18 protein-coding genes are annotated in these 18,840 nt (G+C 45.5%); 2 read left to right on the top strand and 16 right to left on the bottom strand.

What is annotated here, in order from left to right:
• Positions 1 to 89 precede the first annotated feature (89 nt).
• The 5 genes from ACQW03_RS24290 to ACQW03_RS24270 all read right to left on the bottom strand — a co-directional run bounded on the left by ACQW03_RS24290 (position 90) and on the right by ACQW03_RS24270 (position 4,976).
• Positions 90 to 1,634 carry a 2-isopropylmalate synthase gene (locus ACQW03_RS24290; protein WP_441952166.1) on the bottom strand — a complete coding sequence of 515 codons (1,545 nt, stop codon included), beginning with the start codon at positions 1,632 to 1,634 and terminating at the stop codon, positions 90 to 92.
• Between the two features lie 102 nt (positions 1,635 to 1,736).
• Positions 1,737 to 2,438, bottom strand: a complete 702-nt coding sequence (locus tag ACQW03_RS24285) for a FadR/GntR family transcriptional regulator (protein ID WP_023988876.1) — start codon at positions 2,436 to 2,438, stop codon at positions 1,737 to 1,739.
• A gap of 154 nt (positions 2,439 to 2,592) precedes the next feature.
• Complete coding sequence (locus ACQW03_RS24280) at positions 2,593 to 3,612, bottom strand: aldose 1-epimerase (RefSeq protein ID WP_071640981.1); 1,020 nt, start codon at positions 3,610 to 3,612, stop codon at positions 2,593 to 2,595.
• Positions 3,613 to 3,749: 137 nt separating this feature from the next.
• Positions 3,750 to 4,553: an MBL fold metallo-hydrolase gene (locus ACQW03_RS24275; RefSeq protein ID WP_220029562.1), complete on the bottom strand. Its 804-nt coding sequence runs from the start codon at positions 4,551 to 4,553 to the stop codon at positions 3,750 to 3,752.
• A 126-nt stretch (positions 4,554 to 4,679) separates the two neighbouring features.
• On the bottom strand, positions 4,680 to 4,976 hold the full coding sequence (locus tag ACQW03_RS24270; RefSeq protein WP_076293652.1) for a hypothetical protein: 297 nt from the start codon (positions 4,974 to 4,976) through the stop codon (positions 4,680 to 4,682).
• A gap of 162 nt (positions 4,977 to 5,138) precedes the next feature.
• Here ACQW03_RS24270 and ACQW03_RS24265 point away from each other — a divergent pair, with 162 nt between their 5' ends.
• Complete coding sequence (locus ACQW03_RS24265) at positions 5,139 to 6,371, top strand: aminopeptidase (protein WP_025722749.1); 1,233 nt, start codon at positions 5,139 to 5,141, stop codon at positions 6,369 to 6,371.
• Between the two features lie 249 nt (positions 6,372 to 6,620).
• Here the strand turns inward: ACQW03_RS24265 and ACQW03_RS24260 are convergent, their stop codons facing one another.
• From ACQW03_RS24260 to ACQW03_RS24215, 10 genes are all read right to left on the bottom strand, one after another.
• A complete protein-coding gene (locus ACQW03_RS24260) occupies positions 6,621 to 7,739 on the bottom strand; it encodes a glycerol dehydrogenase (RefSeq protein WP_076293651.1) in 1,119 nt (372 codons plus the stop codon).
• Between the two features lie 36 nt (positions 7,740 to 7,775).
• Positions 7,776 to 8,783 (bottom strand): biotin synthase BioB, encoded by a 1,008-nt coding sequence (gene bioB, locus ACQW03_RS24255; RefSeq protein WP_076293650.1) that lies wholly within the window; start codon positions 8,781 to 8,783, stop codon positions 7,776 to 7,778.
• Between the two features lie 200 nt (positions 8,784 to 8,983).
• Entirely contained in the window at positions 8,984 to 10,285 is a 1,302-nt protein-coding gene (locus ACQW03_RS24250) for a hemolysin family protein (RefSeq protein WP_179085934.1), read from the bottom strand.
• A 388-nt stretch (positions 10,286 to 10,673) separates the two neighbouring features.
• Positions 10,674 to 11,129, bottom strand: a complete 456-nt coding sequence (gene gerQ, locus ACQW03_RS24245) for a spore coat protein GerQ (protein ID WP_023988884.1) — start codon at positions 11,127 to 11,129, stop codon at positions 10,674 to 10,676.
• A 56-nt stretch (positions 11,130 to 11,185) separates the two neighbouring features.
• A complete protein-coding gene (locus tag ACQW03_RS24240; protein WP_071640994.1) occupies positions 11,186 to 11,608 on the bottom strand; it encodes a cell wall hydrolase in 423 nt (140 codons plus the stop codon).
• Between the two features lie 119 nt (positions 11,609 to 11,727).
• Positions 11,728 to 12,477 carry an SDR family NAD(P)-dependent oxidoreductase gene (locus tag ACQW03_RS24235; RefSeq protein WP_076293649.1) on the bottom strand — a complete coding sequence of 250 codons (750 nt, stop codon included), beginning with the start codon at positions 12,475 to 12,477 and terminating at the stop codon, positions 11,728 to 11,730.
• Positions 12,478 to 12,611: 134 nt separating this feature from the next.
• Positions 12,612 to 13,007 carry a DUF2500 domain-containing protein gene (locus tag ACQW03_RS24230; protein WP_013371386.1) on the bottom strand — a complete coding sequence of 132 codons (396 nt, stop codon included), beginning with the start codon at positions 13,005 to 13,007 and terminating at the stop codon, positions 12,612 to 12,614.
• 188 nt (positions 13,008 to 13,195) lie between these two features.
• The gene (locus ACQW03_RS24225; RefSeq protein WP_025720704.1) at positions 13,196 to 13,378 is read right to left on the bottom strand and encodes a hypothetical protein; all 183 of its coding nucleotides are present in this window, start codon (positions 13,376 to 13,378) and stop codon (positions 13,196 to 13,198) included.
• A gap of 152 nt (positions 13,379 to 13,530) precedes the next feature.
• Complete coding sequence (locus ACQW03_RS24220; RefSeq protein WP_071641000.1) at positions 13,531 to 14,781, bottom strand: WD40/YVTN/BNR-like repeat-containing protein; 1,251 nt, start codon at positions 14,779 to 14,781, stop codon at positions 13,531 to 13,533.
• A 163-nt stretch (positions 14,782 to 14,944) separates the two neighbouring features.
• Complete coding sequence (locus ACQW03_RS24215) at positions 14,945 to 16,336, bottom strand: amino acid permease (protein ID WP_220029567.1); 1,392 nt, start codon at positions 16,334 to 16,336, stop codon at positions 14,945 to 14,947.
• Positions 16,337 to 16,568: 232 nt separating this feature from the next.
• Here ACQW03_RS24215 and ACQW03_RS24210 point away from each other — a divergent pair, with 232 nt between their 5' ends.
• Positions 16,569 to 17,498 carry an L-lactate dehydrogenase gene (locus ACQW03_RS24210; protein ID WP_013310450.1) on the top strand — a complete coding sequence of 310 codons (930 nt, stop codon included), beginning with the start codon at positions 16,569 to 16,571 and terminating at the stop codon, positions 17,496 to 17,498.
• A gap of 118 nt (positions 17,499 to 17,616) precedes the next feature.
• On the opposite strand, the gene ACQW03_RS24205 is transcribed toward ACQW03_RS24210, so the two are convergent.
• Entirely contained in the window at positions 17,617 to 18,720 is a 1,104-nt protein-coding gene (locus ACQW03_RS24205) for a DUF3900 domain-containing protein (protein ID WP_071641004.1), read from the bottom strand.
• Positions 18,721 to 18,840 lie beyond the last annotated feature (120 nt).

Genomic DNA, 18,840 nt, shown 5'->3' with positions numbered 1-18,840 from the left:
AATGTTATCATTTATTTTGCAAGCGCTTTTTTACGATGAGGCCAGAGGAGGCAAAAGGAGATTTCAGCTACTATCCTGGGTCACTAAGTTCAGCTAATGGTGATATTTCTTTTGCCATGGACTTCTTTTCTGCCCAGTAGCTTGTTCAGCGCATCGATGTAAGCTTTGGCGCTAGCTTCCAAAATATCAGTACTTGTGCCTCTCCCCAGTGCTGTGTACTCACCTTGCCTCAAAATGGCGTGTACTTCCCCCAACGCATCTTTGCCATATGTTACAGATTGGATCGAATAATCCTCCAACTCCACCTCTTCACCACTGGCCTTGTCTATAGCATGGAAAATCGCATCTACAGAACCGTTACCCATTGCTACTTCATCAATTGCTGTCCCATCTTGTTTACCCAACCGAATGGATGCGACTGGAACCGACTGATTGCCGTAGGACACCTGAATGGAATCCAGTGTGTAAATTTGAGGCGAGGCATTGCGGCTTTCATCCATCAGGACGAGCAAATCTTCATCCAACACCTGTTTTTTCTTATCCGTCAAGGCCTTGAATTTGCGGAACGCCTCTTGCAGTTGTTCCTCCGTCAAAGCTTCAAACCCCATGTCCGCCAGTTTTTCTTTAAATGCATGTCGACCCGAGTGCTTGCCCAATACAAGTTTACTTGTCTTCAGACCAATACGCTCAGAGGACACGATCTCATACGTTGTACGCTCTTTAAGCATTCCGTCCTGATGTATACCAGACTCGTGCGCAAACGCATTGGCTCCAACAATGGCCTTGTTTCCCGGTACCGACATCCCCGTACGTTTGCTCACCAGGCGACTGGTGGCATACAGCTCCTCCAAAACCAGACTCGTTTGTGCACCATAGAGCTCGGTTCTAGTGTCAAGGGCCAGTGCAACTTCCTCGATAGGTGTATTTCCGGCTCGCTCACCGATGCCATTGATGGTGCCTTCAAATTGGTCTACACCATTACGGATAGCCGCCAGGGTGTTAGCTGTTGCCATACCAAGATCATCATGACAATGTGTGCTAAGTTGTATTTTTTCGATACCGGGCACTTGTTGTTTTACAATTCTAAACATTTCACCGAACTGATCCGGCGAGGCATATCCCACCGTATCTGGTAAGTTGACGACTGTCGCTCCAGCACGAATCGCCATATCCACGACCTCACAAATAAAGTCCAACTCGGTACGACTAGCGTCCTCTGCAGAAAATTCTACCTTGCTGAAATACTTGCGTCCATAACGAATGGCAGCAGCAGCGGTCTCTAATACTTTCGCTTTATCCATTCGCAGCTTATATTGGCGGTGAATGGGTGAGGTAGCCAGGAACAAATGAAGACAGGCGTCCTCAGCTCCTTGTAGCGCCTCTCTGACCGCATCAATATCCTGTTCTTTAGAGCGTGCAAATCCAACCAGTGTTGCTTGGGTAACCTGTTTAGCAATCTCCTGCATGCTGATAATCTCACCAGGCGAGGTTGCTGGAAAGCCAGTCTCAATCCGATCTACGCCTAACTTTTGCAGCTGAAGAGCAATTTCCACCTTTTCTGTGCTGGTTAAGCTAACTCCTGGTGATTGCTCTCCATCTCTTAACGTTGTGTCCAACACCCATATTTTGCGCATACAGATACCACCTTTGGATTGAATTTAGGAGATGTTCGAATAGAAGGCTTAAAATTCGTTTTATCATTCGTCTGATCATCTGATGTTTAAGAGTAAAAAAATTTATGAACTTCCCATATGCTTTTGCAGCTCCAGCTTGGTGCCGTCCAAATGTTGAATGCTATACAGCTCGGCAGCCTTGCCATCCTGATCCCGGATTGCTTCATATATTTTTTCATGCTGCAAAGTAAAATGATTTTGCATCGCTGGATCGGTAATGAGATTGTTCAACGCCTTGCGAATGGCCTCTACAAAGCTGCCATATACGTCTGTAAGCACCTTATTGCGTGTAGCTCCGGCAACAGCCAAGTGAAAAGTGATATCCGCATCTAAGTACCCAGACAAATCTCCAGCGGCCAAAGTTGCAGCACGACGGTCCAGCGCCGCACGCATTAAGTGTAAATCCTCGTCATTACGACGTAATGCAGCCAATCTGGCAATCTCTAGTTCCAACACACTCCGCACTTCATAAACTTCAATAATTTCAGCACGGCTTAGACGGTAATCCAATGGTTCTTGAGAAGTCGTCGGTTGGCAGACAAAAGTTCCGTGTCCTTGCTTTTTCTCTAATAGACCGGCATGTACCAGAACGCTAACCGCTTCACGCACTGTAGATCGCCCGACTCCGAATAGCTTCATGAGCTCAGGCTCGGTTGGAATCTTTGTCCCCACATTCCATTCACCAGCAGCAATTTTTCGTTGCAGTTGTTCAGCTACTTCATCGGCGATTTGCTTGCGTTTGACGGCTTGAAAAGGAAAATTCATCTGATCATCTCCTGTTTCGTATCATACTATGACTGCTTGGCATTCTGCAACCTTTTTCTTCCTCCTTCCCCATTGGCCCTTACCTGTGCTTTACATACCCAAATAAAGCCTGCACCGTTGGACACGATACAGGCTTATAAGGATAAATTAAAAGCTAGGATTTCGATTTATTAGGTGTAATACAATACAAACGGCTGGTTGTCTCAAAAATATGGCCTGGAGCCAGTGCAATCAATCCGATCTCCTCCGCTGGTAGGTCCGGACGATTCGGTGCATTGATCATGTTCATTTGCGGCTCAGGACAAATGAATTCCTTGTTCGCTTTGTTATTCCAGATCATCCAATGCTTATAAGCTGTACCTACATCGTATACGAGGGTAGCCCCTGTCTTACTGTGTGTCAGTTCCATGTAGTTGCGTCCATTTTGCGGAGCTGCCGTGTAATGATTATCCATAGAGGCAAAATAAGGACTAACTCCCGTCGTCTTCAGCAGTTCCTCTTCCGGAGATAAAGGCTGGAACTGGCCTGTGGCCAACAACCGTTCCGTCAGCTCACGACGCTCACCGATTGTGACCTTAATCTTGTAATCCTCAGGCGAGCTATCGGGTACGAACGGAACGCGAATCGCGGTGTGAAAGGCAAATAAGTTGGGGATCGGTTGATCGCCCTCGTTATGGATCACATAACGCTGATGCAGGCCAAATTCGTCCAGGCTGTACGTTAACTTCATGGTAAAGGTGAAGGGTAAATAGCGGAACATGGGATGTCCTTCCCTTACATGCTGATTCATTACCACATAGCTACCTTGCTCCCCGGAACCGTAGTCCTCAACCTCCCACCGAACAGTGTGTAAAAAGCCGTGCAGATGGTTGTGGGTCGCCTCTTCATTTATCGGCAGCTCATATGTAACACCATTCCACAGGAATTTTCCATCCTCATACCGATTCGGAGGGAACAGGAAAGGAATTCCGTAAACGGACGGGCTTTGCTTAAAAGCCTCTATGCTCTCAGCATCTGGCTCACGCAGAAAAGAATATCCCGTTTCATTGTCACGAAAAGAAATCAGATTTGCGCCGTTTCCCGGCAGGGCAACCGCTTCATATCGTCCAAATTTAAGACGAATCGCCGGTATTCCATAATAAAGATCACCAATTGCAGCATGTTGTTGTGTCATCAAAAAATCCTCCTTGATGAAATGACGATGTTTAATGAAAGCGTTTAGCTTTTGGCTTGACTATACCATGCTGAGCAAAAAAATTCCACGTCCACAAAAAAAACGATGCCCCGCAAGGCATCGTCCTTCACACATCACTACACATAACGTCCCTGTTTGGGTACAGCCATGTGCTCAAAATCTCCCGCCAGTCGCTCCAGCTGATCTGTCAGCTCAGCACCATGCATGTAATGACCATGTCCTGTAACTGCAATCTCAGGCTTTAACTTGGCCAGCATTTCCACCGAACGCTGCGCAGCTCGCCAATCTGTTGTAAAATACGCAGGAGGCCCATGTATTTCTTTTTCCTGTAAAAGAACGGCCAGTGCCGATTCCTGTTTCACCGTAATAAAAGCGTCACCGGCCACCATTAACCTTCTTCGCTCATGAAAAAGCGATACATGACCAGGTGTATGTCCTGGCGTATGCAGCCATTTCCAACCAGGGGCACCGGGGACACTGCCATCATGGGGCAGGGATGTGATGCGATCATCGAGATCTATAGCATCATTGGGGTATAAGAAGGAAATGCCCGACATTAAACCTCCCCCTACACTAGGGTCAGGTTTTTGATAATCCTTCATTCCCGTCAAATAAGGTAATTCCAAAGGATGTGCATAAACAGGAGTACCCCAATGCTGTACCAGCTCAATAACCGAACCTACATGATCAAAATGACCATGAGTAAGCACAATAGCGATCGGAGGGCCAGCGAACCGTTCCTCTGCCAGGCGTATAATCGAGTCTGTAAATCCTGTCATCCCCGTATCCACCAGCACCCAGGATCGGCTTCCCGGCTCCCCAATAAAACACATATTTACAAACAACGTCCGTAAGCTCAGGAGATCGGGAGCAGCCTCTTCATTTGCCGTCATTCCTTCGGTGAACAGATGATTTGCCAAAGCTTCACCCTCCTATTCACATGGAATTTCCTGTTAATATCGACCTTTAGGCTTCCCCCATGTCAGCAGATTATGCGGACACTGCTTAATATAATCCGCTTGTCACGAAAATAGACCATGTTTACATTACTCGGGTAATTTGCTCCATGCCGTATCTAGCAAATAGTCGAACAAATCATCGTTCTCTTCGATCCAGCTATCCATTTGCAGCATCTCTTCCTCTACCCGTGGCTCTCCCGCAAAATGGAGGCTGTAATCCCACTCCTTTCCCCTTTTACTATGGAACGTGATTTCATATATAGAACTCTGCCCATCTACTCCAAATACCACTTGGCCCAGATAAGCACCATTCTCATCTCTTGTCATTTGTGCTTGTTGAATATGTACTTCTTTCACTTCCTGAGGTGAATTTTGCTCTGTCATTCATCTATCCGCCCTTTCATTTTCACTAAATAGTACCAAAACTGATTTGTGAACCTTTTCGTTACATTGTACAATATATAAGCTATGTGTGGAATTTGCAAAAAAACTGTGCAAGTTACCCAAGCCTTGTTTAAGGCTTTTCGTGAAATGGAGGAAAGTTACATGTCAGATTTTCAACAAAAATTGCAAAAATATGCCGAGCTAGCCGTTCGGGTCGGCGCCAATGTTCATCCTGGGCAGACACTCATCGTGCATGCACCAATTTTGTCCGCCGAACTCGTGAGACTTATTGTCAAATCAGCGTATACTGCCGGAGCCAAGCTGGTTACAGTAAAATGGAGTGATGAAACCATTACTCGATTACAGTATGAACTAGCTCCTGATGAAACTTTTAATATTGCTCCCAAATGGTACGCAGCCGAAATGACTGAAGAGGTCGAAAATGGTGCAGCTGTACTCCATGTCATTGCAGAAAATCCGGATTTGCTTAAAGGAATTCCGTCCAGTCGAATTACTGCTGCCCAGCGCGTGCGGTCACATGAATTACGTCAATACCGTGAATATCAAATGGCCGACAAATTCAGTTGGTCTCTGATTGCTTACCCTTCTGCAGAATGGGCTGCCAAAGTATTCCCTGATCTGCCAGCTTCAGAGCAAATGGATAAACTGTGGGATGCCATTTTCAGCACCGTGCGTGTGGATCTGGATAACCCCGTGGAGGCGTGGAAAGAGCATTTGAAAACCCTCTCCAGCAAATCTGATATTTTAAATGCCAAACGCTATAAAAAGCTGCATTATCTGGCTCCAGGCACAGACCTCACCATCGAATTGGCAAAAGATCATCTGTGGGTAGCAGCTGAAAGCGTCAACCAACAGGGACATACTTTTGTAGCCAATATGCCTACCGAGGAAGTGTTTACAGCTCCGCTCAAAACGGGAGTGAACGGTAAGGTCAGCAGCACCAAGCCACTTAGCTACAGCGGAAATATCATCGACAACTTTTCACTGACTTTTGAAAATGGACGTATTGTTGATGTACAGGCAGAGACCGGTTTGGAAACTCTTCAGCATCTCGTAGAAATGGATGAAGGTTCACACTATCTGGGTGAGGTTGCTCTCGTACCTCATAAGTCACCTATCTCTGATAAAAATATTTTATTTTATAATACGTTGTTTGATGAAAATGCCTCTAACCATTTGGCCATCGGTAATGCTTATGCATTTAACCTTAAAGGCGGCAAGGATATGACTCAAGAGCAGTTGGCTGCCAACGGCCTGAATTCCAGTCTGACACACGTCGACTTTATGATCGGTTCAGGTGAAATGGACATCAACGGCGTTACCGAGGACGGTACTGAGGAACCTATCTTCCGTAAAGGAAATTGGGCGATCTAACACGGCAAAAAAGGCTCTCACCGCTTCATGCGGGAGAGCCTTCTTGCTTCATCCTATAGGCTATGTTAGATCTATTTTACATTCCATTTTGCCATCGCTAAACCTCTCTCGAATTTTTGGGGAGTCATAAACATACTCCCTTCATTTCCTGATTATGGGCCATAAAAATCATAACATAAGCTGCAAGTTAAATAATAGGAAAAAGGCCGCTGATCAGCGACCTTTGATTCTACTTTATTTTGTATCGGGTTAGTTTCTATGTCCAATTTTAGCCTTGTAGGCAAGTGAATACTGGTCAGCCGCTAAAATCGCATCAAGCACATCATCCGCTGTGACAGCAAATGGTAGATTGTGAGCAGTTTCGCCTTCTTTGGTAGCAGCCTGAGCTACCCGGTACAAATCCTCTCGGGAAGCTTCCTGGAGCTTAATGTCTTCCAGCGTGACAGGCAGATCGAGTTTTAGATAAAAGTCAATATACCGCTCCACCTCGGACAAAGGTCTTTTTTCCAAAGCAAGCTGGACTAAGGTGCCAAAAGCTACCTTCTGACCATGTGTTAGGTGATGAATGTCTCCTTCCAGAACGGTAAAACCATTGTGAATCGCATGTGCGCCTGCCAAACCGCCGCTTTCAAAGCCCAAACCGCTTAGCAACGTATTGGCTTCCACTACCGCTTCAAGCGCAGGTGTGACGACTTTGCGTTTCACGGATTCGTAAGCCTGCAGTCCGTAATCGAAAAGAACTTCCTCACACTTGGACGCAATGGCTTCTGCCGCCAAGGTTGGCAAACCACCAGCCATTGTCGTTGCGCGAGCTTCAATGACCGCACGGGCTTCAATCCACGTCGCCATAGCATCCGCAATGCCTGAGGAGAGGAACAAAGGCGGTGCTTGAGAAATAACTTTCGTGTCCACCAGAATCAAGCTCGGATTTTTACTGAAAAAGGAATACGTATCAAATGCACCCTCATCGGTGTACAAAACGGATAGTGCACTGGTGGGTGCATCTGTAGAAGCGGTTGTTGGAATAATCACAACCGAGGAACCGAGTAGTTCATTAACGGCTTTGGCAGTATCCAGTGTTTTACCACCACCTACACCAATGACAATGTCGACCTGGGCGCTTCGTCCCTGATCCGCAATACGGTTGACTTCATTTTTGGATGCTTCCCCTTGAAACTCAATTTTAACCGCCGTAATATCAGCCTGTTCCAGACTTTTTACCACGCGGTCGGCTGCAATCTCCCAAACCAGCTTGTCCGCAATAACCAAGGCAGTATGACCTAATGGCTTAACATACTCACCTGTTTTATCAATCACATTTTTCCCTTGCACATATTTACCTGGACTAATAAATACTTTTTCGCTCATCGTTTAACTCTCCCTTCCAAGTTTGTACAATTTCTATTATACGGCTGAAAGGGCACACATCTCAATTTCGAAACCAAGATCTTCAATCATTTGATGATCAAATGTGACCTCTTGGCCTTCTGTCGTTAAATAATCTCCTACAAAAATTGAATTCGCTGCATACAGGCATAGCGGTTGTAACGAGCGTAAATTCAACTCTCGTCCACCTGCAACGCGTATTTCTTTGGATGGACAGATGAAGCGGAACAGTGCCAGCACCTTCAAAGCTTGGATAGGTGATATTCGCTTTGCTCCCTCCAACGGGGTTCCCGGGACTGGATTCAAGAAGTTAACTGGAATAGAATCAGCATCTAACTCGCGTAAAGCATAAGCCATTTGAGCGATTTCCTCATTCGTTTCCCCCATCCCGATAATAACGCCAGAGCATGGAGACATTCCGTGAGATTGAGCCATTTTCACAGTTTCGACGCGTTGATCGTATGTATGTGTGGTTGTAATCGAGGGATAGTTGGCCTTACTTGTATTTAAATTATGATTGTATCGATGTACCCCAGCCTCTGCCAACCGCCGTGCCTGATCTCCCTTGAGAATCCCCAAGCAGGCGCAAATTTTGAGCGACATCGTGCTATTAATTTCTTGTACTGCCTCAATCACCTGATCCAGTTCTCGATCTGTTGGACCTTTGCCGGAAGCTACGATGCAATAGGTCCCTGCTCTCCGTGCTACGGCTTCCCTAGCTCCAGCCAACAGTGATTCCTTGTCCAACATACTATACTTGCTCACAGGCGCCGTGGATACGATAGATTGTGAGCAATAACCGCAATCCTCCGGGCATAGACCACTTTTGGCATTGATGATCATGTTGAGCTTTACTTTTTTTTCATAAAAATGATGCCGCACCCGAAATGAAGCTTGCATAATCGGTAATAATTCCTCATCGTCGGCTTCCAGTACCGCTATGCCTTCTTCCAGCGATACACGACTGCCATGTATTGCTTTTTCAGCCAACGAGTCCCATTCTATAACCTTGTTTAGTAAATTCATACTTCTTGCCTCCCAAAATTTAATGATCATGTAAATGGAAAATATTTTCAGCGTAGAGGAAGTTTTTTATTGTCAACCTAATATGATATAATTAGGTTGACAATAACACAAACATCATATCAATTCATGTCCATTCTGTAAAGAAGACAAAATAAAAAGCGACCCCACATCGTTCAAGGTCGCTCTCTAGATTTATTCCGTTATGAGACTCCTGCTTCTTCCACGATGATAGGCTGTTTTATCAGCCGAATACGTGAAATCCGCTTGTTTTCAACTTCTTCTACCGTGAACATACATCCCTCAAACACTACAGACTGGCCAGGTTGTGGGGGAATAACCTCGACATGTGAGTATAGCCAGCCCCCTACCGTATCATAATCCTCATGATCAAGATCCAGTCCAAAGCGATCGTTCACTTCATCAATTAATAACATGCCGTCAATGGAAAATTCCTCGTCATTAATCTGCTCACAACTCGGACGTTCCTGATCGAACTCATCCTGAATTTCACCAACGATTTCTTCCATAATATCTTCCAGTGTTACCATACCCGATGTACCGCCATATTCATCAATCAAAATTGCGATTTGCGTCTTGCTGCGCTGCATGCGTTTGAGCAGATCACTAATTTGCGTAGATTCAGGGACAGCAAGAATCGGTCGAATCATCGTACGGGTATCCAGTGTGTTCGCCCGTAGAAGGTCCTTAATATGGATAAATCCGATAATATGGTCCTTATCTTCGGCGCAGATTGGATAACGGGTTCTCATGCTTTCCGTCGCAATCGCGAGATTTTCTTCTGTGGACTCATTACTGTATAAGCAGATCATCTCAGTTCGCGGAATCATGATTTCCCTGGCGGTCGTGTCGGTAAAATCAAATATATTATCAACAAGCGCCAATTCCGTATTATCAATTAGTCCGCTCTTATTGCTTTCTTTCATCAGAATGCGTATTTCATCTCCGGTATGCGCGGAATCGTCATTTTCAGATACCGGCTCCAGACGGAATAAACGCAGCAGGCTGTTCGCCATTCCATTCAACGCCCATATGAATGGATACATCAACTTGTAAAACCAAGTCATCAGCATGGCTGAATACAGCGTAATGGTCTCAGATTTACGAATAGCTATCGTTTTGGGCGCCAATTCACCCAACACAATATGCAGAATCGTAATGACAATAAATGCAATAACCACGGCAGTACCGTGCACATATACCGCTCCTAATCCGGCGGCTGTAAATACAGGTTCGATCAAATGTGCGATGGCCGGCTCTCCGATCCATCCTAGTCCCAACGATGCTAGTGTAATACCCAACTGGCAGGCAGACAAATAAGCGTCCAAGTTGTGTAACATATTGGCGGCGTACACGGCCTTTTTATTGCCCGCTTCCACCAATGTTTCAATACGGCTGCCTCTGACCTTCACCATGGCAAATTCCGCAGATACAAAAAAACCATTCAATAGTACTAATGCAAAAACAATAAATAAGTTAAACATACTCGGTAAAGGGTCACTCAATATGCTCCCCATCAGCCGTCATTACGGCAGACAGGCGCACCTCCTTCGGATAGTTTCATCATAGACAGAACGATAACACATCATAAGCAGCGTCAACTTCCCAACACGTTCACTCCTTCCGGCTTCCAAAGCCATAATCCGCATAAATGATTAGATCATTCATCAGCTTATATTTAATTATATAACTATACTCTATACAGTCAAACCACAAGCAATGTCAGAAAAAAGAGCCCCCCTATCATTTAGGTCATAAAGCTCTCGTTTTCGCCGCTTACCACCAAGAAAGCTACTATATTTGAGAAAGATTATAAACAAAATACATCCCCTGCCGTCTGGCAGAGGATGTAGACTCATATATATGAAGGCATCAGCGAACCGGGGATGCACCCGGGTTCCCGATGACGCCGGGATATTGGTACAACAATGGCTCATCAAATGTTGCATAGTCCAGGTTTAGCATCAGTAGAATGGTCCGTTTGCCCGTCGCCGGATCACTAATAATAATGTGGTCCCGACCTGCTGCTTCCAGAATACCTTTGAATATTTTCGCATTCCATTCCCGGTTATTTTCATAGGTCATATAAAAAGTTCCCGTTTTTCCTAAGTTCAAGCGTAAAATATTTTCGATGTATGATTGCTCGTATTGCGGAGTCTGAACCTGCACTACGGTACCCGTTGGTGTCATAGGGCTGCCACTACTTACTTGAGGTGGAAAGCCAGTCATAGGCTGCATGGTTCCGATTGGAGTCATCCCTCTTGGCCATTCGGGATATCCATTGCCGGAAGCATAAGATACGGGACGGTAAGCTTGCTGTGAAATCATGTAAATTCCTCCTAAAATGGTTTTAATTTAATTCTTCAAGCCATTCTGTAAATTGTCTAATATACATTAGGACAATCCTGTACAGTCGGGCTAAAAAAGCAGTGTGCTTTAAAACGTCCGGTATTGACCTGGCTATACCAGGTATCTGGGCAGTCTCCGGCAGGTCTGAAAAACCATAATGCATTGGATGCCGGACGTATTTTCTCCCCATTGATTACACGCTGGGCAAGTCGAATGTCCCGATCACGGGCCCTCTGATAAAAATACCCCTTCTGAGTAGCCTCAAACCCGCCGGGGCTTTGAAACACCATGTCATTCATCATACGTATGCCCTGGAAATCCAGGCAATTGGATAAAATCCGGTTCACCCCAACATTACCGACCATGAGCATTCCCTGCTCTCCTTCGCCTTCGGCCTCAGCCCGCATGAGCCGGGCCAGGGTCCTTACATCCTCTGAGTTGGTCTTGATTACAGCCACCGCGTCCCCTCCTCGCTTCTCCATCACATACCCTATCGTATGGTACAAATGCCCAATGGGTGACAGTCCAGAAAACAAAAAAATAGCCCCAAGATTGGGACTACTCATTTAGGCTTTTATTATGGCTCATAAATCATTTTACGTGTCATGCCGCCATCTACTACCAAATTCGTGCCTGTTACAAAATCATTGCCGGGTTGTGTCAAATACAGACAGGCCCGTGCGATGTCTTTAGGGGTTCCTACTCGCCCAGACGGATGCTGTTGATGGTCTTCTGCACGCAGTTGCTCATAATCCCCGGTTTCAATCCACCCTGGACTGATGCAATTGACCTGAATCCCGTCCTTTCCTAGCGATATAGCCATCGCGTGCGTAAGGGCCGCGATGGCTCCTTTGGATGCCGCGTAGGCTTCTGTATCCGGCTCTGACATGAAAGCTCGTGTAGAGGTCATATTGACCACAGAGCCACCTTCTACGTTTCGTTTCATTACCTTAGCCGCTTCCCTAGTGGCAATAAAACAGCTGCGTACGTTTGTATTCAAAATGTCATCCCATTCTGCTATCGTTAACTCATATGGAGATTTCCATTTGGACACGCCAGCGTTGTTAATTAGCGTATGAATCGTACCGTATTCTTCTTCCGTGGCACGGATTAGCGCTACAATATCTTCTTCCTTCCGCACATCACAAGGAATAAAAATGGCCTGATAGCCCTCGTTACGGGCTGCTGCAGCGGCTGCGGCACCCTCTTCCTCATTGTGGTCCGCAAATACAACATGGGCACCCTGAGCAGCGTAGGCAAAAGCGACGTCTTTCCCGATGCCATGCGCCGCTCCTGTTACAATAACAACTTGTCCCTCAAATGACACAAATCATTCCTCCTCTGAACTACTCTGTTCTAGTATATATGTACCAAAATGTGCTGTACAAGAAACATCTACAGCCCCCTACCCTGGTTTCTCGCAGAAGGCTGTAAATGAATCCAAGAACATTAGACTGAATTCTACATTTTAACCTGTTCCAAGCTATAGCGATTAAGACGCTGAAACCCGATATACCTTGTACCCTGAAAAGTAAGCCGTCCCTCATCCCCTTCAGCGCATTGACCATATTCTTCCCCAGATACCTTAAACTCCATCCGGTCGCCACTTTCCACCTCGAAGGTTACGTAATAGAAAGTATAGGTACGAGTCCCTTGTTCCTCCTGCCGCCTCTGTTGGAGATGTGTCCTTCTGGCTGTAATTCGGGAACCGACCGTCAATACAGGCTGCCTTTTATTCCGACTCCATTCCATGACTTCCCTGCCTGCAGACAACACGACAATACCCAACACGACAACGAAAAATACGGGCAGTACCGTGCCCAGCCAATCGAACATCCATAATGACTCAAAACCCATGCACCGCACTCCTCTCCGCCAGGCATTCCACAGGGAAACTACCGGGCATCCTGACCTGACCTAAGCTTTCTATAACAGTATATGTATGTTCCTGCCCAAATTTGATAGCAACTCTCAAGAACGCCAAGAGCCCCCACGGAATAATCCGGGAGGCTCAAGATATGGCGATATCAGAATGATGCATCGATTTACACATGTACAAGCTGGAGATAACGTTGTGTTTCATCCAGAACTTCATGATCTTCGTCTTCAGCATAACGCTCTGCACACTGCTTGCAGTCCTCTTCAGTCGTGCAACCATAGGCATCCTGGCAAGTATAACAAAATTGAAGGTAGTATTGGGTTAACATATGATCCTGATTCGCTCTCATGATTATCACTCCTATCGTTGTTTACAGGTTTAGTATAACAGCGGCTTATTCGTTAGTTTGTGATTTTTTTCACATATAGTCGTATAAAATTTAAATTTTTTAAAAATAAAACGCCCTGGGAAAAACACCCAGGGCAATCAGCTTTATAGCGATTATAAAATTCTCCAGTTCGCACCGCCGTCCGTCGTTTTCAGCAGCAGTGACTTCTTGTCATCAAGGCGTTCCAAAAGGAGCCAACCCACCGAAGAAGAAGCGAAACGGAGCTTGACCGATCGTGGGTAGTCTTTTAGCTTCAAAGGTAGTATTTTGTTGCCTGTGAGGCTTGTCCACGTCTTCCCCCCATCCAATGTATGGCTCATTCCGGTTTCAGTTATGATCCACCCTTCCTTTTCGTTTAAAAACGTACGGCCAGGGATAATAGAATTAATGCTGCTACTCAGACCCAAAGGCACACCGCTCCATTGGGCCCCTGTATCATTTGTAAACAGTCCATTATATTTTGTGCCGTTAGCCCCATAGCAAAGAACCGGAATCCAATACGAGGAACTGCTCCCTTTCAGAGACTGCTGAGCTTCTGCTTTGGCCTGAGGGCAGCCCTGTATTCTGTTAGCTACCGGAGTCCAGGTTTTCCCTTGATTCGAAGTCTTGTATAACTTAACACTGCTATCCAGATTGATCGCTACAAAACCCTGATTGTTGGAAGAAAAGCTCATTCCCGCTAGACTGCCCCGATCGGGTAAACCTGAGCCTGTTTTGTTGGATGTCATATCAGAACTTTGCGCAACTTTATTCCACGTGGCTCCCCCGTCAGTGGTGTGATACAACAGTTTTTGTTCATCCTGCTCATTCAGTTTTACATATGCCATGATCCAGCCAGTAGTTGGATTTACATATTGAATCGAGCTCACATGATCCCCGCTTGGAAGCGCTGAAACATCCCAGCTCTGTCCTCCATCTGCTGTTCTCAGAATGACGGTTGCTGTTTTGTCCAAATTTTGACGGACAACCCAACCGTGACGAGAATCAGTGAAACTGATGTCCTTTCCATATTCAAGCTTGTCTTGAAATTGAACGTTTTCGGAGGGAGAAATATTATTCCATGTCTTTCCGCCATCATGAGTATCATAAAGCCGGAGCTCATTATGGGTAACTCCCCAAACTAACCCTTTATTGTTATCAATTAAATGAAAATCCGCTATTCGCGTCTGAACTACATATTTGGCGTTGGGATCGCCCACCTTTGGAGTCACTGGTGGATTAATAGTAATCGTCTGACCCTGGTCATCAGGTTCCTCAATCGGAGGTTTAGTTAACGTTTCTGGGGCTTCAGCAGAACAGGCAGTCAGTAGAATGCCCGTCAGCAGCAGTACTCCCCCCAAGAGCGCACGCCAGCGCAGTTTCATATAAAAATCCTCCCTCGATGGCATGCTGTAATCACGTGCCAAAAGCTTATCTGAAACAGAATTATACCATAAACGCCTCTATGTGACACTTTTCGCGTAATGACAAAAAAAACCGGACCCTTCACAAAAGTGTAGGATGCCGGCTTTTTTAAACTAGAATTTATTAAGATTTACGGTTCAACAAACTTTTGTGGTATCCATAGAAGAAATAGATCAGCAATCCAAGCAGGAGCCACACAATGAATCCAATCCAGGTGCTAATATGAAGCTGAAGCATCAGACCGATGCACACCAAAGCACTTAAAAGCGGGAGCAACGGCACCCACGGCACGGTAAAGCCTCTTTTCAAATCAGGGCGTTTCTTGCGCAGCACGATAACCCCTACCGATACCACAGCAAAAGCGAACAGGGTTCCAATACTCGTCAAATTGGTCAGTGCATGTAATGGGAACAATCCACTAGCCAATGCGATAATGCTGCCCACCAGCCAAGTGCTTCGTATCGGTGTTTGAGTTTTGATATTTATTTTAGATAAAAAAACGGGTAAAAGGCCATCGCGTGACATAGAGAAAATTAACCGCGTTTGACCAAACAACAGCACCAGTAAAACGGTGGTCATCCCCGCAATCGCACCGACTGAAATCAATCCGGCTACAAAATCCTGATGAATAAAGCGGAGAGCAAACGCAACAGGATCACTTACCCCCAACTGCGTATAAGGTACCATTCCTGTTAGTACAACTGAAACCGCAATATACAGTACCGTGCAGATCGCTAGTGAGGAAATAATGCCGATGGGCATATTCCGCTGCGGATTGCGAACTTCTTCGGCTGCAGTTGAGATGGCATCAAAACCCAGATAAGCAAAAAATACGATTGCCGCAGCACTCAAAACACCAGAAAAACCATAAGGCAAAAATGGTGTCCAGTTGTCAGGCTTAACATAAAAAATACCGATCCCAATAAATAGCAATACAACTCCGACTTTAACACAAACCATTATTAAATTGAATCGGACCGTCTCCTTGGCTCCGAGACTCAGTAACAATGTGATGAGCATAATGATACACACGGCTGGTAGATCAATAATGGTTCCCTTGGTTGAATCGAAGGCTGCGGTTAAAGCCAGCGGTAAATGTACATCAAATCCAGCCAGCAAGCCTTGGAAGTAAGCAGACCATCCACTACTCACAGAAGCGGCCGCCACTCCATATTCCAGAATCAGGTCCCACCCCAGGACCCAGGCCAAAATTTCTCCAAATACAATATAACTATACGCATAAGCGCTCCCAGCTGCGGGAACTGTAGATGAAAGCTCCGCATAGCACAAGGCTGCTAGTACGCAGGCAATACCTGCAATAACAAAGGAGAGCATCAATCCAGGACCTGCATTTTCTGCTGCTGCCTTGCCAGTAATAACAAAAATCCCGGTACCGATAATACATCCTACACCTAGCATGGTGAGATCAAAGGCACCCATTGTTCTCTTTAAGTGACCTGTAGATCCGCTTTCCTCATGCGGGAGCAGTCCTGTTTTTTTTCGAAATAAGTCCATATGCCGAATCCTCTTTCCATAATTTCATGCGTCAATATCGGTGCTGCAACGCTTTAGTGCGTGTTCTTATCATTCGATTAATTATTAGCGAGCTCGCCTTTGAAGTCAAGGAAAAATGTCATAATTCTTTGCGGTGGGTAAATATATACGGTACACTAAGTTGGAAAGATAAATTTTTAAGAAATAGCCCAAAATGAAAAGGTATACAACCCGAGAAGGAGATGAGGATTTTATGAGCTTAAAACCTTACAAACGAAGTAGAGTGGCCATTGTCGGCATGGGAGCGGTTGGTACAACAACCGGCTATACCCTACTGCTGCGCCAACGCATGTCAGAACTTGTCTTTATTGATGTCAACGTCAAAAAGGCGAAGGGGGAAATGCTCGATATGAATCATGGGCTTCCCTTTCTCGGGGGTGTCAAAGTGTGGGCAGGTGATTATGAAGACTGCCGTGATGCAGATATCATTATTGTTACAGCAGGGGCTTCACAAAAGCCGGGAGAAACGCGCATTGATTTGCTGAAGCGTAATGCCGAAATTTTTGAAAGTATTATTGATAATATCGTCAAGGTCAATACACACGGCATTTTGCTGATCGCAACCAATCCAGTGGACATCCTCTCCTACATCTCTTGGAAACGCAGTGGTTGGCCTTCAAGCAGAGTCATTGGATCAGGAACGTTGCTGGACAGCGCACGCTTTCGCTATCTGATCGGGAAGCAAAAGGGCATCGATCCACGAAGCATCCACGCCCATATTATTGGAGAACACGGTGACTCCGAGTTACCTGTATGGAGCACAGCCAACGTAGCTGGAACTCCACTGGAACTGGGTGAAGAAACGAAAAATGAAATTTTTGAAAATACCAAGAATGCTGCCTATGAAATTATAGATGCTAAAGGCGCAACTTCTTATGCTATCGGGCTGGCTCTCGACCGAATCGTAGCCGCCATTCTCGGGGACGAGGGGTCTGTACTTAATGTGTCCACCTTGCTGGAAGATTATAACGGAGTATCTGACGTATATTTAGGTGTTCCAAGTATTGTAGATCACAATGGGGTACGTGAAATTTTGGATCTTCCGCTCAATGACGAGGAGCGTGCAAGGTTGCTTCAATCTGCGGACAAGCTGAAAGATCAAATTAGCAAAGTTCATATGTAGATTGCGAACGTAAAAACTAAACAAAACTGGCCTCCACAGCGGTAATTTCCGTTGAGAGGCCAGTTTTTTAGTCATTATAATGTAAAAGTTCAGTTTGTCGTCCTGCTATGCAATCGAATTACCAAGGTGGCGTATCGCCATCCACATCCTCATGTTCATGCTGGCGTTTCTCTTTTAGCCGCTCAGCCACCGTTTCAAACGATTCAGGTTGGAGCAACTCAATCGGTGAAAATCCCTTTTCAAACGTAAATGCATCACCTTCAATAATAAGTGCATATCTATCATGAAGTTTCGTGATATGCAGTTTGGCGCCAAAGTCGGACAGTAGCCCACGCACGGCCGTATCATCTAGTTTGAAACGAACTTCAATTTCTGGTTTCAGCTCGACAATATGCTGTGCAGCCTCTACAACCTGAAGGGGTTCCCATTTCCCTTGCAGATCCCGTTTTTCGCTAGCCGCCCACAATTCCAGATCGCGCTCTTCCTGCTGTCTTTCCTCATTAGATGCATCCGGCCATTTGGTTTCTACATAGTTCTGAACGAAGCCCATGACATGCTCATTGACGATTTCCGGCATGGACTGCTCATAGGTCACGAATTTCAAAAAATCTTCAAAATACCGGGCATGCGAAGACTGGTGAATTTTAAGCTCCCACTCATCGTTCATCCCTTCCTCAAGCATGTAAGGATACATGATGGATTTCATATTACGGGCAGAAATAGCCATTTCGACCTCACTCACCAGACTGCTTTCAGTAATTCTGGCAATTTTAGGTTCGAAATCACATTTAAGCACAAAAATAAACGGATCATCCGAGTGTGTATTCAAGGTAGCCTGTACAATGATCAGCGCTCCGCCGCGTACTGCGCTCGTATCCAGATACATCCGCACCAGATCGTCACAAGCATTTTTAAAATCTTCCTTATCCTCTGCTGCCCGCAGTCGGGCGAACATATTGAAATTCGGATTACTGCTCAATTCATGCTCCGGTTCGACGATAAAGCGGCCGATTTTGGTCGGTGCCTGCTCTGTGCTGGGGTTTTTTTCAACCTTCCGCTTGCTAATACGAGCAAATTCCCCGTCCAGAAATTTTTTAACATCGCTTTCGTCATAATCGTAATCGTCCATTGTAGCGTAATGCTTATAGGACTTACCACCCTGTCCTTCTTTTCCATCTACCTGAATTACAAAAAAAGATAAAAAATCCACTTGAAAGTTCATTTACGTTCCATTCGCTCCTTTTCAGGCATGTACGCGTAATTATATCACTATGATTTTAAAAGGTACATCGGATTCAGATCCCTATTACTAGATAAACATTTTAGTTAACATAATATTTAT

The sequence above is a fragment of the Paenibacillus sp. DRB1-1 genome, from assembly GCF_052119485.1.
Lineage (GTDB): Bacteria > Bacillota > Bacilli > Paenibacillales > Paenibacillaceae > Paenibacillus > Paenibacillus polymyxa_B.
The sequence above is the reverse complement of the archived record's forward strand: the minus strand, read 5'-3'. Positions and strand labels throughout refer to the sequence as shown.

What these genes read in the sequence shown, in the direction of transcription:
- ACQW03_RS24290 (WP_441952166.1), bottom strand. Translation starts at nt 1,634, where the DNA reads ATGCGCAAAATATGGGTGTTGGACACAACGTTAAGAGATGGAGAGCAA.
- ACQW03_RS24285 (WP_023988876.1), bottom strand. Translation starts at nt 2,438, where the DNA reads ATGAATTTTCCTTTTCAAGCCGTCAAACGCAAGCAAATCGCCGATGAA.
- ACQW03_RS24280 (WP_071640981.1), bottom strand. Translation starts at nt 3,612, where the DNA reads ATGACACAACAACATGCTGCAATTGGTGATCTTTATTATGGAATACCG.
- ACQW03_RS24270 (WP_076293652.1), bottom strand. Translation starts at nt 4,976, where the DNA reads ATGACAGAGCAAAATTCACCTCAGGAAGTGAAAGAAGTACATATTCAA.
- ACQW03_RS24265 (WP_025722749.1), top strand. Translation starts at nt 5,139, where the DNA reads ATGTCAGATTTTCAACAAAAATTGCAAAAATATGCCGAGCTAGCCGTT.
- ACQW03_RS24260 (WP_076293651.1), bottom strand. Translation starts at nt 7,739, where the DNA reads ATGAGCGAAAAAGTATTTATTAGTCCAGGTAAATATGTGCAAGGGAAA.
- bioB (WP_076293650.1), bottom strand. Translation starts at nt 8,783, where the DNA reads ATGAATTTACTAAACAAGGTTATAGAATGGGACTCGTTGGCTGAAAAA.
- ACQW03_RS24250 (WP_179085934.1), bottom strand. Translation starts at nt 10,285, where the DNA reads ATGTTTAACTTATTTATTGTTTTTGCATTAGTACTATTGAATGGTTTT.
- gerQ (WP_023988884.1), bottom strand. Translation starts at nt 11,129, where the DNA reads ATGATTTCACAGCAAGCTTACCGTCCCGTATCTTATGCTTCCGGCAAT.
- ACQW03_RS24230 (WP_013371386.1), bottom strand. Translation starts at nt 13,007, where the DNA reads ATGGGTTTTGAGTCATTATGGATGTTCGATTGGCTGGGCACGGTACTG.
- ACQW03_RS24225 (WP_025720704.1), bottom strand. Translation starts at nt 13,378, where the DNA reads ATGAGAGCGAATCAGGATCATATGTTAACCCAATACTACCTTCAATTT.
- ACQW03_RS24220 (WP_071641000.1), bottom strand. Translation starts at nt 14,781, where the DNA reads ATGAAACTGCGCTGGCGTGCGCTCTTGGGGGGAGTACTGCTGCTGACG.
- ACQW03_RS24215 (WP_220029567.1), bottom strand. Translation starts at nt 16,336, where the DNA reads ATGGACTTATTTCGAAAAAAAACAGGACTGCTCCCGCATGAGGAAAGC.
- ACQW03_RS24210 (WP_013310450.1), top strand. Translation starts at nt 16,569, where the DNA reads ATGAGCTTAAAACCTTACAAACGAAGTAGAGTGGCCATTGTCGGCATG.
- ACQW03_RS24205 (WP_071641004.1), bottom strand. Translation starts at nt 18,720, where the DNA reads ATGAACTTTCAAGTGGATTTTTTATCTTTTTTTGTAATTCAGGTAGAT.